Source organism: Lysinibacillus sp. NPDC096382 (assembly GCF_044762845.1).
GTDB lineage: Bacteria > Bacillota > Bacilli > Bacillales_A > Planococcaceae > Lysinibacillus.
Genome location: NZ_JBIWFC010000024.1, coordinates 1 through 13728, shown reverse-complemented (window position 1 = coordinate 13728; position 13728 = coordinate 1). Strand labels below are relative to the sequence as shown.

General features: G+C 38.4%; 13 protein-coding genes, 1 tRNA gene and 1 rRNA gene. 3 read left to right on the top strand and 12 right to left on the bottom strand.

Features of this window, described 5'->3' with window-relative positions; all coding sequences use genetic code 11:
• The first annotated feature begins 281 nt into the window (after positions 1-281).
• Entirely contained in the window at positions 282-998 is a 717-nt protein-coding gene (locus tag ACIQZA_RS22775; RefSeq protein WP_402884115.1) for a hypothetical protein, read from the top strand.
• Between the two features lie 559 nt (positions 999-1557).
• Here the strand turns inward: ACIQZA_RS22775 and groL are convergent.
• Both groL and groES read right to left on the bottom strand, forming a co-directional pair.
• Positions 1558-3189, bottom strand: a complete 1632-nt coding sequence (groL, locus tag ACIQZA_RS22770) for a chaperonin GroEL (RefSeq protein ID WP_142510301.1) — start codon at positions 3187-3189, stop codon at positions 1558-1560.
• Positions 3190-3460: 271 nt separating this feature from the next.
• Entirely contained in the window at positions 3461-3745 is a 285-nt protein-coding gene (gene groES / locus ACIQZA_RS22765) for a co-chaperone GroES (protein ID WP_049667833.1), read from the bottom strand.
• Positions 3746-3919: 174 nt separating this feature from the next.
• On the opposite strand from groES, the gene ACIQZA_RS22760 reads away from it, so the two are divergent.
• Positions 3920-4684, top strand: coding sequence for a CPBP family intramembrane glutamic endopeptidase (locus ACIQZA_RS22760; RefSeq protein WP_402884113.1), 765 nt, complete (start codon positions 3920-3922; stop codon positions 4682-4684).
• Between the two features lie 101 nt (positions 4685-4785).
• Here ACIQZA_RS22760 and tatC read toward each other — a convergent pair whose 3' ends face one another.
• The 3 genes from tatC to ACIQZA_RS22745 all read right to left on the bottom strand — a co-directional run bounded on the left by tatC (position 4786) and on the right by ACIQZA_RS22745 (position 6599).
• The gene (tatC, locus tag ACIQZA_RS22755; RefSeq protein ID WP_400940865.1) at positions 4786-5607 is read right to left on the bottom strand and encodes a twin-arginine translocase subunit TatC; all 822 of its coding nucleotides are present in this window, start codon (positions 5605-5607) and stop codon (positions 4786-4788) included.
• A gap of 18 nt (positions 5608-5625) precedes the next feature.
• A complete protein-coding gene (locus ACIQZA_RS22750; RefSeq protein ID WP_132364233.1) occupies positions 5626-5811 on the bottom strand; it encodes a twin-arginine translocase TatA/TatE family subunit in 186 nt (61 codons plus the stop codon).
• Between the two features lie 152 nt (positions 5812-5963).
• On the bottom strand, positions 5964-6599 hold the full coding sequence (locus ACIQZA_RS22745; RefSeq protein ID WP_132364235.1) for a redox-sensing transcriptional repressor Rex: 636 nt from the start codon (positions 6597-6599) through the stop codon (positions 5964-5966).
• Between the two features lie 504 nt (positions 6600-7103).
• On the opposite strand from ACIQZA_RS22745, the gene ACIQZA_RS22740 reads away from it, so the two are divergent.
• Positions 7104-9047, top strand: a complete 1944-nt coding sequence (locus ACIQZA_RS22740; RefSeq protein WP_142510298.1) for an ABC transporter ATP-binding protein — start codon at positions 7104-7106, stop codon at positions 9045-9047.
• 678 nt (positions 9048-9725) lie between these two features.
• On the opposite strand, the gene tsaD is transcribed toward ACIQZA_RS22740, so the two are convergent.
• From tsaD to rrf, 7 genes are all read right to left on the bottom strand, one after another.
• Positions 9726-10742, bottom strand: coding sequence for a tRNA (adenosine(37)-N6)-threonylcarbamoyltransferase complex transferase subunit TsaD (tsaD, locus tag ACIQZA_RS22735; RefSeq protein WP_400940974.1), 1017 nt, complete (start codon positions 10740-10742; stop codon positions 9726-9728).
• Positions 10742-11194, bottom strand: a complete 453-nt coding sequence (gene rimI, locus ACIQZA_RS22730; protein ID WP_400940859.1) for a ribosomal protein S18-alanine N-acetyltransferase — start codon at positions 11192-11194, stop codon at positions 10742-10744. The genes tsaD and rimI overlap by 1 nt, the downstream gene beginning before the upstream one ends.
• The gene (gene tsaB, locus ACIQZA_RS22725; RefSeq protein ID WP_142510295.1) at positions 11187-11894 is read right to left on the bottom strand and encodes a tRNA (adenosine(37)-N6)-threonylcarbamoyltransferase complex dimerization subunit type 1 TsaB; all 708 of its coding nucleotides are present in this window, start codon (positions 11892-11894) and stop codon (positions 11187-11189) included. The genes rimI and tsaB overlap by 8 nt, the downstream gene beginning before the upstream one ends.
• Entirely contained in the window at positions 11891-12340 is a 450-nt protein-coding gene (gene tsaE / locus ACIQZA_RS22720; protein WP_400940971.1) for a tRNA (adenosine(37)-N6)-threonylcarbamoyltransferase complex ATPase subunit type 1 TsaE, read from the bottom strand. The genes tsaB and tsaE overlap by 4 nt, the downstream gene beginning before the upstream one ends.
• Positions 12341-12661: 321 nt before the next feature.
• On the bottom strand, positions 12662-12997 hold the full coding sequence (locus tag ACIQZA_RS22715; protein ID WP_402884110.1) for a hypothetical protein: 336 nt from the start codon (positions 12995-12997) through the stop codon (positions 12662-12664).
• 334 nt (positions 12998-13331) lie between these two features.
• Positions 13332-13407, bottom strand: a tRNA-Asp gene (locus ACIQZA_RS22710).
• 229 nt (positions 13408-13636) lie between these two features.
• A 5S ribosomal RNA gene (gene rrf / locus ACIQZA_RS22705) occupies positions 13637-13728 on the bottom strand; the annotation flags it as partial.

Genomic DNA, 13728 nt, shown 5'->3' with positions numbered 1-13728 from the left:
CCATATCCACCACGTCCGATGCCATTCCCAGGCGGACAATATCCTGGCTTACCAGGTTTACCAGGCTTTAACCTACCAGGCATGTAGATTGGTCACCTAACATATTGGAAGTCCAAGAAAAATGACTATAGCAAAAAAGGCTATCCAGAAGTTCAAATACGAACTAATGGATTGCCTTTTTATTGTTTAGTAGGACAGGAAGTGAAAACATGTCTAGAAAGTTTTTTAGCCATTCTACATATTCGCTCATTTAATGAGCACAGTATAGGAGAGGTGCATCTATGTGTAACGTAAAAAAAATAACTTTATGTATGATTAGCTTAATATTAATTAATTTGAGCATTGTATCTTCTTTTGATGCAAAAGAATTGAGTAGATTAAATGGACTTAAAGCACAAATAAAAGGTCTAGAAAATCGTTTAAAAAGCCTTGAGCCGATAAAACCCCAAACAATTGCTGATCCTCCTTTTCCAGAATTATCTCCCCCATCAAAATTTGTTACACTTTCACAGGTAATAGAGAATGGCGATACCATTCCTTATGAAGTGATCGTCAATAATCCTGGCTACATGAGACCCGCTTATGAAGAATATTGGCATAGCTCAATCGGTCGGTGGAGCTATGTTCCAACTAGAATTCATTATGCACTGCATCGACTATTTACGAATTACGATGTTGCTCTTTCTGAATGGTACGACTTTGAACAAAATATGGGATTCACGATTCCAATGTTTCACAATAAAACGGATTTAGATTTATATATTGTCGCGTTCCAAACTGATATTACAGCAGTTTATACATTAGGGAATCAGGTGGTCGTTGTTGGAAACCCAAGAAGAACCGGTGTTCAAGTGGTTACTATAAAAACAAGCGCTATACATCCCTCAAACACTGAAGAATCTTTACTTGTGCAATTATCAACTCAAGCAGGAGAAGAAATGGATTATACTCTAATCTCTTATATTTCCCCTGATTTTAGGTTGAAGCAAAAAGAATAACTCTAAGCTACTTTTCGGAGTTTTTTATTAGCAGGTTTGTATCTTTATCAGCGATTGTTGGGGGTTTATCAGCGATTATCGGTGGTTTATCAGCGATTATCGGTGGTTTATCAGCGATTGTTTGGGGTTTATCAGCGATTGTCGGAAGTTTATCAGCGATTGTGCTGTTTTTATAGTCAAGCCCTTAATATTGTGTAAAATTCTATACAAAGTTTTTCAACCCTGATTTTAGTTTTCCTAAATTTTACGGCTTATGTTGGAATTCGCCGCTAAAACTTTGAGTTTCGCCGCCAACCACGCAAAGAACGCCGCTAAACCATAAAGTTTCGCTGCTAACAAGCTTATTATCAGCAATTGTCGGTGGTTTATCAGCGATTGTTGGGAGTTTATCAGCGATTTTGCTGTTTTTATCAGCGATTTTACTGCTTTTATCAGCGATTGTCGGTGGTTTATCAGCGATTATCCATATTCTATCAGCGATTCACTAATAAATATTCGCTAAACATAAAAAATCACTTCTCAAATGGAGAAGTGATTTTTATTTGGCTGGAGCCGTAGATTACATCATTCCTGGCATGCCGCCCATACCAGACATATCTGGCATTGCTGGAGCTGCTTCTGGGATGTCTGCTACAACTGCTTCTGTTGTTAAGAATAGAGCTGCTACAGATGCTGCGTTTTGTAGAGCGGAGCGAGTTACTTTCGCTGGGTCTACTACGCCCGCTTCAATCATGTTTACCCATTCGCCTGTTGCAGCGTTGAAGCCTACACCGATTTCTTCGCGTTTTAGGCGATCCACGATAATTGAGCCTTCAAGACCAGCGTTGTTTGCGATTTGACGGACTGGCTCTTCTAAAGCACGTAGAACAATTTTCACACCAGTTGCTACGTCGCCTTCTTCTGCATCTGCAACTTTTTCAACTGCTGCATATACGTTAAGAAGTGCCGTACCACCACCTGAAACGATACCTTCTTCAACTGCTGCGCGAGTTGAGTTCAGAGCATCTTCAATGCGTAGTTTGCGTTCTTTTAGTTCTGTTTCTGTTGCAGCACCAACTTTGATTACTGCTACACCACCTGCTAATTTTGCAAGGCGTTCTTGTAATTTTTCTTTATCGAATTCTGAAGTTGTTTCAGCAAGCTGAGCACGGATTTGACCAATACGGCCTTCGATTGCATCTGCACCGCCAACACCTTCTACAATTGTTGTATTGTCTTTTGTAACAACAACTTTCGCAGCGCGACCAAGTGATGTAATATCAGCTGATTTAAGGTCTAAGCCTAATTCTTCTGTAATTACTTGACCACCTGTTAAAATTGCGATATCTTCAAGCATTGCTTTACGACGGTCACCAAACCCTGGCGCTTTAACCGCTACAGCATTGAATGTACCACGAAGTTTGTTCACTACAAGTGTTGCAAGAGCTTCACCTTCAACATCTTCAGCGATGATTAATAGTGGACGACCTTGTTGTACCACTTGTTCTAATAATGGTAATACTTCTTGAATGTTTGTAATTTTTTTATCAGTAATTAAAATGTATGGGTTATCTAATACCGCTTCCATTTTATCTGTATCTGTTACCATGTAGTGTGATGCATAACCACGGTCGAATTGCATACCTTCCACTACATCAAGCTCAGTTGTGAAGCCTTTAGATTCTTCAATTGTGATAACACCATCGTTACCCACACGTTCCATTGCTTCTGCGATTAATTGCCCTACTTCATCATCAGCAGCAGAGATAGCCGCAACTTGTGCGATTTCGTCTTTGTTGCTAACTGGACGAGAAATAGCGTGTAATTCTGTAAGGGCTGCTGCAACTGCTTTATCGATCCCTTTACGAATGCCTACAGGGTTTGCACCAGCTGTAACGTTTTTCAAACCTTCACGAATAATTGCTTGTGCTAATACTGTTGCAGTTGTTGTACCGTCACCAGCGATTTCGTTTGTTTTAGAAGCAACTTCTGCTACTAATTTTGCCCCCATGTTTTCGAATGGGTTTTCTAGCTCGATTTCTTTTGCAATTGTTACACCATCATTTGTAATAAGTGGTGAACCGAATTTTTTTTCTAAAACTACGTTACGACCTTTAGGCCCTAATGTAATTTTTACTGCGTTTGCTAATTTATCTACACCTTGTAGCATTAATGAACGAGCGTCTTCTGAGAATTTAATATCTTTTGCCATTTGAATTTACCCTCCTGAAATGGAATATTCGTTAAGCTTCATCAATATATTTATAGAAATTTCGCCATACAGTCATTGCCATCTATTTGTGACAATTACTAGGCATTTACTTTAAAAGGAATTATCACCAAAATGTGTATGGTTGATCTCCGTTCCTACTGCGCGCTTTAAGGAGTCGCCCAGCCTTCACTCCAATCAACTTATTTACATAGTAGACGTTTTTAAAAATGCCATCCACAACTTTTGGTAATGAATCTTTAAAAGTATTAATTTATTCAATAATTGCAAGAATATCACTTTCGCGTAAAATTAGGTATTCATTACCTTCATATTTAACTTCTGTACCAGAGTATTTAGAGAAAATAATGCGGTCGTCAACTTTTACGTCAAGCTCTACACGTTGCCCGTTCTCTAAAATGCGACCCGTCCCAACTGCTACAACTTTACCTTCTTGCGGTTTTTCTTTTGCAGAGTCTGGCAGTACAATACCGAATGCAGATTTTTCTTCTACCTCGATTAGTTCGATTACAATACGATCTCCTAGTGGTCTTAACAAGTGAAACAACCTCCTATTAATTAAATATATACTTGAAAGTTTATTAGCACTCTATCTAGTCGAGTGCTAATACAATTATTATGATAATCAATCACACTTTTTTTTGCAAGTCAGAACTTCGAAAAATTTTGTTTTCTTTCCATATTCCTCTACAATAGAAAGGTAGCATAATGAATGGAAAGGATTTTGACTGTGAACAATTCTCAAAAAATAAATAAACATAAAAAAACAGCCCTTTATATTTTACTGATTTATATCCTCATGCAAATATCGGGGATATTACTGGCAAAACCGTTTCATAAGCTTGTTATGAGTACAACTGGTTTACCTAGTGGGCAGGCTGCCCCGCTTACTCAAGGCTGGTATATCGCACTTAGCTTTGCCATTGCGTTAATTTTAAGCTTACTCCTAACATCCCGCGATAAAGCGTTTTGGGATATTTATAAAGGAAAGAAAGAAACTATACCTCTGTCAATTATGTGGGGAATTATCGGTTTCTTCTTAGTTTTCATCGGCCAAATGATTGGCGCAGCTATCGAAATGGCTGTATTCGGTATCCAAGGTGGATCGCAAAACACAGCTGATATTGTAGCTATTGCAAAAGGCGCTCCTATTGCGATATTAGCGATTGTCGTGTTTGGGCCAATATTAGAAGAATTCGTCTTCCGCCGTGTTATTTTCGGATCGCTTGTCCAAACGACCAATTTCTGGATAGCTGGTATAGTAAGTGCCATTTTCTTTGCACTTATTCATTTCGACTTCAGACATATCTTGCTTTATACAATTTGCGGATTGATTTTTGCCTTCTTATATCACAAAACAAAACGCATTTGGACGTCCATTATCGCCCACGTCATGCTGAATGGTTTTGTGACGCTTGTACAATTGTATGCCGAACCACTGCAAAAGTTTCTTGAACAACTAGAAAAAATGCAATAAAAATCAGTGAAATTTTTGCATACCGCCGATTTCTAGTTGAACCTAGCTATTTATAACGACGAAAAAGCTCGATGCTATTAATAGGCATCGAGCTTCTATTATTATTGATTTAATTCTTCGATTTGACGTCGTTGCTGTTCAAGTGCCTCTTCGACCTGGCGTTTTTGCTCAGCTTCTTGCTCTTCCTTCAATCGCATTTCTTCTGATTTTAAGTATTTCTTATAGCCAACACGAGAAATCATAATACTAATTTCATAAAGAATAAATAACGGTACTGAAACCATTAAGTGTGAAGCTAATTCAGGTGGTGCGATTAGAGCAGCACATACAAATAAACCAAAGTATGAATACTTACGAATACGAATTAGTAACTCAGGAGATAGAATCCCAATGCGTGAAAAGAACAAGACTACTATCGGCAATTGGAAAAGGAAACCAAAGGGTATTGTAAGCTTAAATAAAAACGAAAAATATTCATGTATGCCAATCGTTTGTTGAATCTCCAATTCGTTTGATAAATTCATCATAAACTTTATGACATAAGGGAATAGTAAAAAATATGAAAAGGATAACCCTGCTAAAAATAATAAAAATGAATACGGTATATAGCTTAAGGTTGCTTTTCGTTCTACGTCCCTAAGTCCCGGGCTAATAAAAGCCCATAATTGGTACATCAATACCGGCGAAGATAGGATAAATGATACTAAAAAAATAACTTGGATATAAATTGCCAGTGGTGTTACTACATCAAACGCATGAAGTTCTATATTGTAAGACTCTCCAGTAATTTGAAGATATTTAACAAGCGGCTTCGCAACAAAAAAGCCAGCAATCATAGCGAGAACAAAGAAAACGGCAACAATGAAAAGCCGTTTTCTTAATTCTTCTATATGTTCAATAACAGTTAGATCTTTTGGATTCATTCCTCAAACATCCTAACTTTACTTATCTAGTTCTTTCTTCTTCTTGTCATCATCATCTTCGTCGGCTAATCCTTTTGTAGCATTTTTAAATTCACGTAATGTTGAACCAAATGCTTTACCTAGCTCTGGTAACTTCTTAGGACCAAAAATTAGTAATGCGACAATTCCGATAATAATGAGGCTCATTGGACCTATTGGACCCATTACAGCCACCTCCTCTTTATATCCATCATTTTAACGCATATTTCGCCATTTTGCTAACTAATAATATGTGAAAGTTTTTCGTCATTCTCTCATTTTATCTCATATTCGGTACAAAAAACATTCACTGAAAGAAGTTAAATTATGTACAATTATCACTCTTCCTGATTACGAATTAAATAAATGAGTGCCTGCAATTCTACCGACAAATCGATTGTTAAAAGTTGCATTTTATCTGGTACAGTAATACGCTCTGGCGTAAAGTTTAAAATTCCTTTTGCGTTCATCACCGCTAATCTATCAGCCATTTTCTGTGCAGAGCGTGGTGAAACTGTTAAAATTGCAAGCTCCGCTCCATATTCTGCATACTTTTCTTCCAATAAATCAGGATGAAAAACAGGAATATTGCTAATCATCTTCCCTTCCTTCGGGGCCTTTGAGTCAAATGCCACAACGATATGGGTATTATGATTTTTTTGGAAATTGTATTTTAATAAAGCACTACCTAAGTTCCCTACACCAATTAACGCTACTTTTGTGGCTTCATGTTGATCGAGCGTTTGACTAAAGAATTTCAAGAGATGCTGCACATCATAGCCATATCCCTTTTTCCCAAGAGCACCAAAATAAGAAAAATCACGGCGAATAGTTGCAGAATCAATTTTCATTGCTTCACTCAGTTCCTTCGACGAAATACGTTCCATGCCTTCTTGTGCAAAGTTTTGGATAAATCGATAGTAGAGAGGAAGTCTTTTCGTAGTGGCTTGTGGAATTTTTAATTCTTGTTTCAAACTTTTTCCTCCTTATAATGTATCAAATTCTATTTATAAGGATCATCACCAAAACGTGTGGTTGATTTCCGTTCCGACTGGGCGCTTTGTAGCTGACGCTTCGCTTTCGCACAGAAAACATTTGTAGCTGACACTTCGCTTTCGCTACAGAGCAAAGCTTCCTAGGGGCGTCCGATGAGCCGCTTCACTGCGTTGCAGGGGTCTCATCTGTGACGCTGATCCCCGAGGAGTCGCCCAGTCTCCACTCCAATCAACTATTTACATAGTAGACATTTTAACAAACGTCATCCACAACTTTTGGTGATGAACCATTTATGATACATGCTTAATATTTCTAAGTTTATTATATTCACTGGAGGATTTCCCTTTAGTTAATGGCGCTTTTACGCCACTAACTAAAGAGAAATCGTTTCAATCTTACATGACAGCTTGGAATAAGTAAAGCATCGACATTGCAAGGCAATCGCACATCCATTACACTAAGGTAGAATTGAGGTGTCAAGAATGATTGTTTTACAGGTCAATCAACTATATAAATCCTTTATTGCAGATGAAATTTTAAGTGGCGTAAAATTAGAGGTTCAACATCGTGACCGCGTTGCATTAGTAGGTCGTAACGGTGCTGGTAAGTCCACTTTACTTAAAATAATTGCTGGTCAAATGTCATATGACTCTGGCGATATTATTATCCCTAAAGGTATACAAATTGGGTATTTAGAGCAGCATGCTGGATTAAACTCAACATTGTCGATTTGGGATGAAATGATGACAATTTTTGAGCCGCTTATTACCCAAGAACAGGCAATCCGATCATTAGAACAACAAATGGCCGACCCTGCTGTTTATGAAAACCCTACTTTATATGCAAAAATAATGTCTGAATACGATCATTTGCAGCATAATTTTAAAGATGCAGGTGGCTATCAATATGAATCTGATACACGTTCTGTGCTTCATGGCATGCAGTTCTATCCTAATGATTACGAAAAGCCAATTAGCTCACTCTCAGGGGGACAACGGACTCGGTTAGCGCTTGCTAAGCTTCTGTTAAGTAAACCTGATCTATTAATACTCGATGAACCTACTAACCATTTAGATATTGATACCCTCTCTTGGTTGGAATCATATTTAAAAGGCTATGAAGGGGCTATTCTAATTGTTTCCCATGACCGCTACTTCTTAGACCAGGTTGTTTCCATTGTCTACGAAGTCTCTCGTCATCGCGTCACAAAATATACAGGCAATTATAGTGCCTATTTAGATGAAAAAGCGGAAAATTATGAGCGTGATTTGAAGCTTTATGAACGTCAGCAAGATGAAAAGGCCAAGCTTGAGGAATTTATTCAAAAAAACATTGCTCGTGCTTCTACTACTAAAATGGCACAAAGTCGTCGTAAAATGCTTGAGCGAACAGAATGGATGGAATCCCCTGATGGTGATGAAAAATCAGCAAGCTTCGGCTTTACAATTGAGCGCCAAAGTGGAAACGATGTATTATCTATTGATGACTTAGCTATAGGTTATCGTGATAAGAAAATATCAAGCGGCATCACATTGCGCACTTTCCGAGAAGACCGTATTGCACTTGTTGGACCCAATGGTGTTGGTAAATCAACTTTATTAAAAACCATCGTCAAAGATTTACTACCACTCTCTGGAGAGATTCGCTATGGTACAAATGTTCAAATTGGTTATTACGATCAAGAGCAGGCCAAGCTATCGAGCAATAAAAGTGTGCTAAAAGAGCTATGGGATGAATGGCCTTTAATGAATGAAAAAGATATTCGCACGGTGCTAGGCCGTTTCTTATTCAGTGGCGATGATGTAGATAAAATCGTGTCATCTTTATCTGGTGGAGAAAAGGCTAGACTTGCACTAGCTAAGTTGATGATGCAAAAGGCAAATTTCTTAATTCTCGATGAGCCTACCAATCACTTAGACTTAGATAGTAAAGAGATACTGGAAAACGCACTGATCGATTATCCTGGAACGCTCTTATTTGTATCGCATGACCGATATTTCATCAATCGAATCACTACTAAAGTAATCGAACTATCCGGCGATGGTTCCTTTGAGTACTTAGGTGACTATGATTATTATCTTGAAAAGAAACAAGAACTATTGGAAATTGCACAAATGAAGGCTGCCGCTCAACCGCAAGTACAAGCTGTTGTATCTGAGAAGATCTCTACCTCTAAAATTGATAAAGAGGCTAAAAAACGGGAGCGCCAAATTAGACGCACGCTTGAGGAACTAGAGGGGAAAATGCAGCAAGTAAATCTTGAAATAGCTCGCTTAGAAGAAGCTCTTTGCGATCCTGAGATATTCACAGACCACGAAAAAATTACACAACTTCAAGAGGAATTATCAACTGCTAAGGAACAGTATGAGTTATTCGAAATGGAATGGCTCGAGCTAAGTGAAGAACTTGAAAATATTATTTTATAACATCTCTCTTGAGGTGGGATAAAACTTATAAAGCCATGTGCCTAGTCACATGGCTTTTTACTTTACTCGCGTTGATTTTTCATATATATTGGTCAAGTGCTATTTTTCGACAAAAAATGCCCACAACTTTATACACACTATAAATCTAGTAATACCAACATATCAACAGACTTTTCCACATTGTCCACAACTCAAAAATATTTTATTCACATTATTTTGTGCAAAATAGGCTACTATATATTGAATAATCACAAGTTATGCACAAGTTATCAACATTTTGTGCATAAGTACGGATGTTCGCTGTTTTATTTCTACCTTACCTGTGGATAATTTTCTGAAAAATTTGTCAACTGATCGGATTCAAATTTTCTTATAGATACTATTTTCTCAACAATTTTTTCACAAAAGCAAAAAGAGGTATTTTAGAATCAAATCTAAAACGCCTCTTTTTCTATAATCAATTATGCCTCAGTCCGAAATCGGCTTTGTGCTTTGGCCTGCAGATATTTTTTTGCGCGAAAGCGTAGTGCTAACGCAGCGGCAGCAGCAGATGTTTTTTGCGCGAAAGCGCAGCGTCAGCGACATAATACAGGTCAGTTAGCGTTACGCAAGGATGCGATGAATTTAGGCTAATATCCTTTATTAACTCCTTTCCGATTTCATGACACCCAGAAAAAGTTATACCCAGGATTTTAACTCCATTCCAGGGCGACCGTTCATTAATAAATTGCCTCGAATACCGGCTTCAAACATAGGTGTTGCTGCAGCCCCTATCATAGCGGCATTATCTGTACACAGCTTTAATGGTGGCACGAAAAATGGTATGTTTTCTTCAGCAAATACCATCTCAAGTGATGTACGCAAACCCTTATTTGCCGCTACACCACCCGCTGCAATAACCTGCTTCACGTTATATTCGCGAGCTGCCCGTAATGTTTTCGCCGTTAATACTTCAACTACGCTATCCTGAAACCCTTTGGCAACGGCAGTCGGACAAATTTCTTCACCGCGTTGGTCCATATTATGCTTATAATTAATAACCGCTGATTTCAAGCCACTAAAACTAAAATCATAAGAATCTTCCTCTAACCACACTCTTGGGAAGGATACAGCCTCATCTCCCTCATGTGCTAATTTATCAATTCGCGGACCACCTGGATATGGTAAGTCTAAAACACGCGCAACCTTATCATAAGCTTCACCAGCTGCATCATCTCTCGTCTCACCGATGACTTCAAAAGAGCCATGTTCTTTCATATAAACTAGCTCTGTATGGCCACCTGATACAACAAGTGCTAACAATGGGAAATCCATTGGTTGCACGAGTGCATTAGCATATATATGTCCAGCTATATGATGCACACCTACAATCGGTAAATTATTAGCAAACGCAAAGGCCTTCGCGGCATTAATCCCAATTAACAGTGCACCTACAAGACCAGGGCCCTCTGTAACTGCCACAGCATCTAAATCAGCTGGCTTCATATTTGCCTGTGCTAATGCTTCTTCTATAACTACTGTAATTTGCTCAACATGATGACGAGATGCAATTTCAGGCACAACCCCACCAAATCGTTTATGACTTTCTATTTGAGATGCAACTACATTTGAAACAATTTCAGAACCATTTCGAATAATCGCCGCTGCTGTTTCATCACAGCTCGATTCTATTGCTAATATCATTCGATCTTCCATCATAAATTCACCCACATGACAAGGGCATCCTCCCCGTTATCTGTATAATAGCCTTTACGTATACCGCCATCTTGGAAATCAAGCTTTCGATAAAGATTTTGAGCAACTGTATTTGTTACTCGTACCTCTAAACTCATGACTTCCATAGTATGCTCTCTAGCAATACGCATAGCCTCTCGCATTAATCCTTCACCAATGCCGCGACCTCGAGCAGCCTCTATAACGGCAACGTTTGTAATTTGCGCTGCGTCTATAACCATCCACATTCCGCAAAAACCGATAATACGATCATCTTCATCCACAGCTAGCAAGTAATATGCATACTGGTTTTCGTGCACTTCATAGTAAAAGGAATCTAACGTCCATGGTGTAGGAAATGTAGCAAGCTCAATTTCATATACTGCTGGTACATCATCAGATCCCATTTTACGATACGTTACATCACTACTCATGAGCCTTCTCCTTTTGTTCCTTTAGCCAGTTTGCCTCCGCCTCTGCAATGCGTTTATATTGCGGAATAAAATGATGAACTGCATCCACACTTGGTAGCTCCATTTTAGTAGCTAGTCTAATCGTTTCACTTGCTCGTGGTAAATCATTGCTAAATTGCGTACGCTGAGCTCGCTCACCCATTACCTCTACGATTTTATGCCAAAAAACATCTACATCGGCTCCAACAAATAAAACCGGCGCCTCTAAAGCCTGTAAACGCTCTAACAAGCCATCTATATGATCGTGATAATCTTCTATAATTGTTTCAAGCCCACAACCTTTATAAACGGCCGTATAGACATTGCCTCTTCGCGCATCAAAAATAGGACAAATAAACCCATCATATAGTGCTGCATTTGCGGCCAATGACTTTAAGCTAGATATTCCAACTAAAGGCTTTTTCAATGTCCATGCTAATGTTTTAGCAAGCGTCACACCTATTCGTACACCGGTATAAGAACCAGGTCCTTCTGATACAGCAATCGCATCCAACTCGCTTGGCTTTATGCCAGCCTTTGCTAGCACTTCTTCAATAGCTGGCATAGCACCTGCTGAATGCGTTAATTTAATATTTTGTACAATCTCCGCGATCACTTTCCCATCTTTTATTACAGCAATAGAAAGTGGTGCATTCGCTGTTTCAATCCCTAACCAAATCATTTCATTAGCTCCTCACATAATGCCTCATATCGCTTTCCAAGTGGTGTTAATACAAATCGTCGTTGATTTTCTCCGATCCGGTAAATTTCTATTCCAAGACGCTCCTGTGGTAAATCCTGTGCAATCAAATGAGCCCACTCGATAACTGACACCGCATCACCATAAAATAGTTCGTCCCATCCAAGATCCTCATCGCTTTCTGCTAAACGATAAACATCTAAATGATTAAATGGTAAACGCCCCTCATATTGCTTAACAATCGTAAATGTCGGGCTATTGACCGTTCTCATCACACCAAGTCCCTTCGCTAATGCTTTCGTAAATGTCGTCTTACCAGCGCCCAAATCACCCTCTAATGTAATTGTATCTTGGGCTTCTAGTAAGCTTGCTAGTTTCAACGCAAAATTCTCAGTATCACCAAGTGAATTCATTATTTTTTCATACATCATCTCTTTTTCCTCTCCTAGCTCCATTACTTCTAGTTTACCGAAACAAGCGTAAATGTTCAAAACATCCAATGGATTTCAAAAAAACAATTACACCTTGGCGTAATTGTTGCAGCTTGTCGACAAAAAATTATAAATTTTGTATCAAATAAACAAAGGAGATTTTCACTCCAAGCTGATGCTCATCATGAGGTGAGTCCTAAAACTTATGCAAATTAGCCTTCGTCATTAGCCTGAAACAATTATGCCTAGGCTTAATTATCGCTGACGATACTAATTTATGTGCTAAATAAAAATAAAACACGCTTATAAAAAACGTGCTTATTTTTTATGCTCCTTTACCTCACTAACCTTTTTATCAACCAATTTATCATCTTTAAATCGTACTATATAGGTTTTTGTCATAAGTATTTCATCATTCCAGCGGTATTGATCATTTTTTATCATGTCCCCTGCTCCCCCTGCAATTTTTACTACATCCATATATGACATGCCTTCTTTTAATTTTTCAAATTCGGCTTCATTCATATTTTTCTGCCAGTGGTACGCATTGGACTCCTCTATGTCTAAAATAGGATCTCCACAGCCTGCTAGTATTACAATAGCACCTATGAGTAAGCTTATATTCAAACGTTTTATGTAAAAATAATTTCGCATGCTAAACACCTCCAAATTCCATCACGAGAGGAATCGATAAAAAATAGTCACCCTATAATAGCGTTCAGTTTGTTGACACATACAACGACCTTTGCTAACGAGTTTTTCGATATGAGTGTTGGGGCTTCACGGAATCGGAAAGGGGTTCTTTGTGCAAGCACAAAGCCAATTCTAAACGCAATTATGCCGAGGCATAATTATTCTAAAAATCTATGGATACCCCAACAAATATTATTGAACCAATTTTATCGATATCCACTAATTCCCTTATATTAACAATAAAAAAAGTTCTTATGATTTAAAAGCATCATAAGAACTATATTATCGTTTATAATGGCGGTCCCGACCGGGATCGAACCGGCGATCTCCTGCGTGACAGGCAGGCATGTTAACCGCTACACCACGGGACCTCTTTAAGACATTTATTAATATATCATAGAAAAATAACATATGCAATACTTTTTATATTTTTTTTATTTTTATATTCTAATAGTCTTTGCTAATGCTTCAATCCGTAAGAAGTGGCAAAGATTAAAAGCAAATATTTGTATTTTGTAGTTGCTGTCATCAGCTTTAGCTTCATTTCAATAATAATTTCTTTAATAAAAAACAGCCAGCACTCAGCTGACTGTCTTCATTGCCTAGCGACGTCCTACTCTCACAGGGGGAAGCCCCCAACTACCATCGGCGCTAAAGAGCTTAACTTCCGTGTTCGGTATGGGAACGGGTGT

What these genes read in the sequence shown, in the direction of transcription:
- ACIQZA_RS22760 (WP_402884113.1), top strand. Translation starts at nt 3,920, where the DNA reads ATGGAAAGGATTTTGACTGTGAACAATTCTCAAAAAATAAATAAACAT.
- ACIQZA_RS22740 (WP_142510298.1), top strand. Translation starts at nt 7,104, where the DNA reads ATGATTGTTTTACAGGTCAATCAACTATATAAATCCTTTATTGCAGAT.
- rimI (WP_400940859.1), bottom strand. Translation starts at nt 11,194, where the DNA reads ATGAGTAGTGATGTAACGTATCGTAAAATGGGATCTGATGATGTACCA.
- groL (WP_142510301.1), bottom strand. Translation starts at nt 3,189, where the DNA reads ATGGCAAAAGATATTAAATTCTCAGAAGACGCTCGTTCATTAATGCTA.
- ACIQZA_RS22750 (WP_132364233.1), bottom strand. Translation starts at nt 5,811, where the DNA reads ATGGGTCCAATAGGTCCAATGAGCCTCATTATTATCGGAATTGTCGCA.
- tsaB (WP_142510295.1), bottom strand. Translation starts at nt 11,894, where the DNA reads ATGATTTGGTTAGGGATTGAAACAGCGAATGCACCACTTTCTATTGCT.
- tsaE (WP_400940971.1), bottom strand. Translation starts at nt 12,340, where the DNA reads ATGTATGAAAAAATAATGAATTCACTTGGTGATACTGAGAATTTTGCG.
- ACIQZA_RS22775 (WP_402884115.1), top strand. Translation starts at nt 282, where the DNA reads ATGTGTAACGTAAAAAAAATAACTTTATGTATGATTAGCTTAATATTA.
- tsaD (WP_400940974.1), bottom strand. Translation starts at nt 10,742, where the DNA reads ATGGAAGATCGAATGATATTAGCAATAGAATCGAGCTGTGATGAAACA.
- ACIQZA_RS22715 (WP_402884110.1), bottom strand. Translation starts at nt 12,997, where the DNA reads ATGCGAAATTATTTTTACATAAAACGTTTGAATATAAGCTTACTCATA.
- tatC (WP_400940865.1), bottom strand. Translation starts at nt 5,607, where the DNA reads ATGAATCCAAAAGATCTAACTGTTATTGAACATATAGAAGAATTAAGA.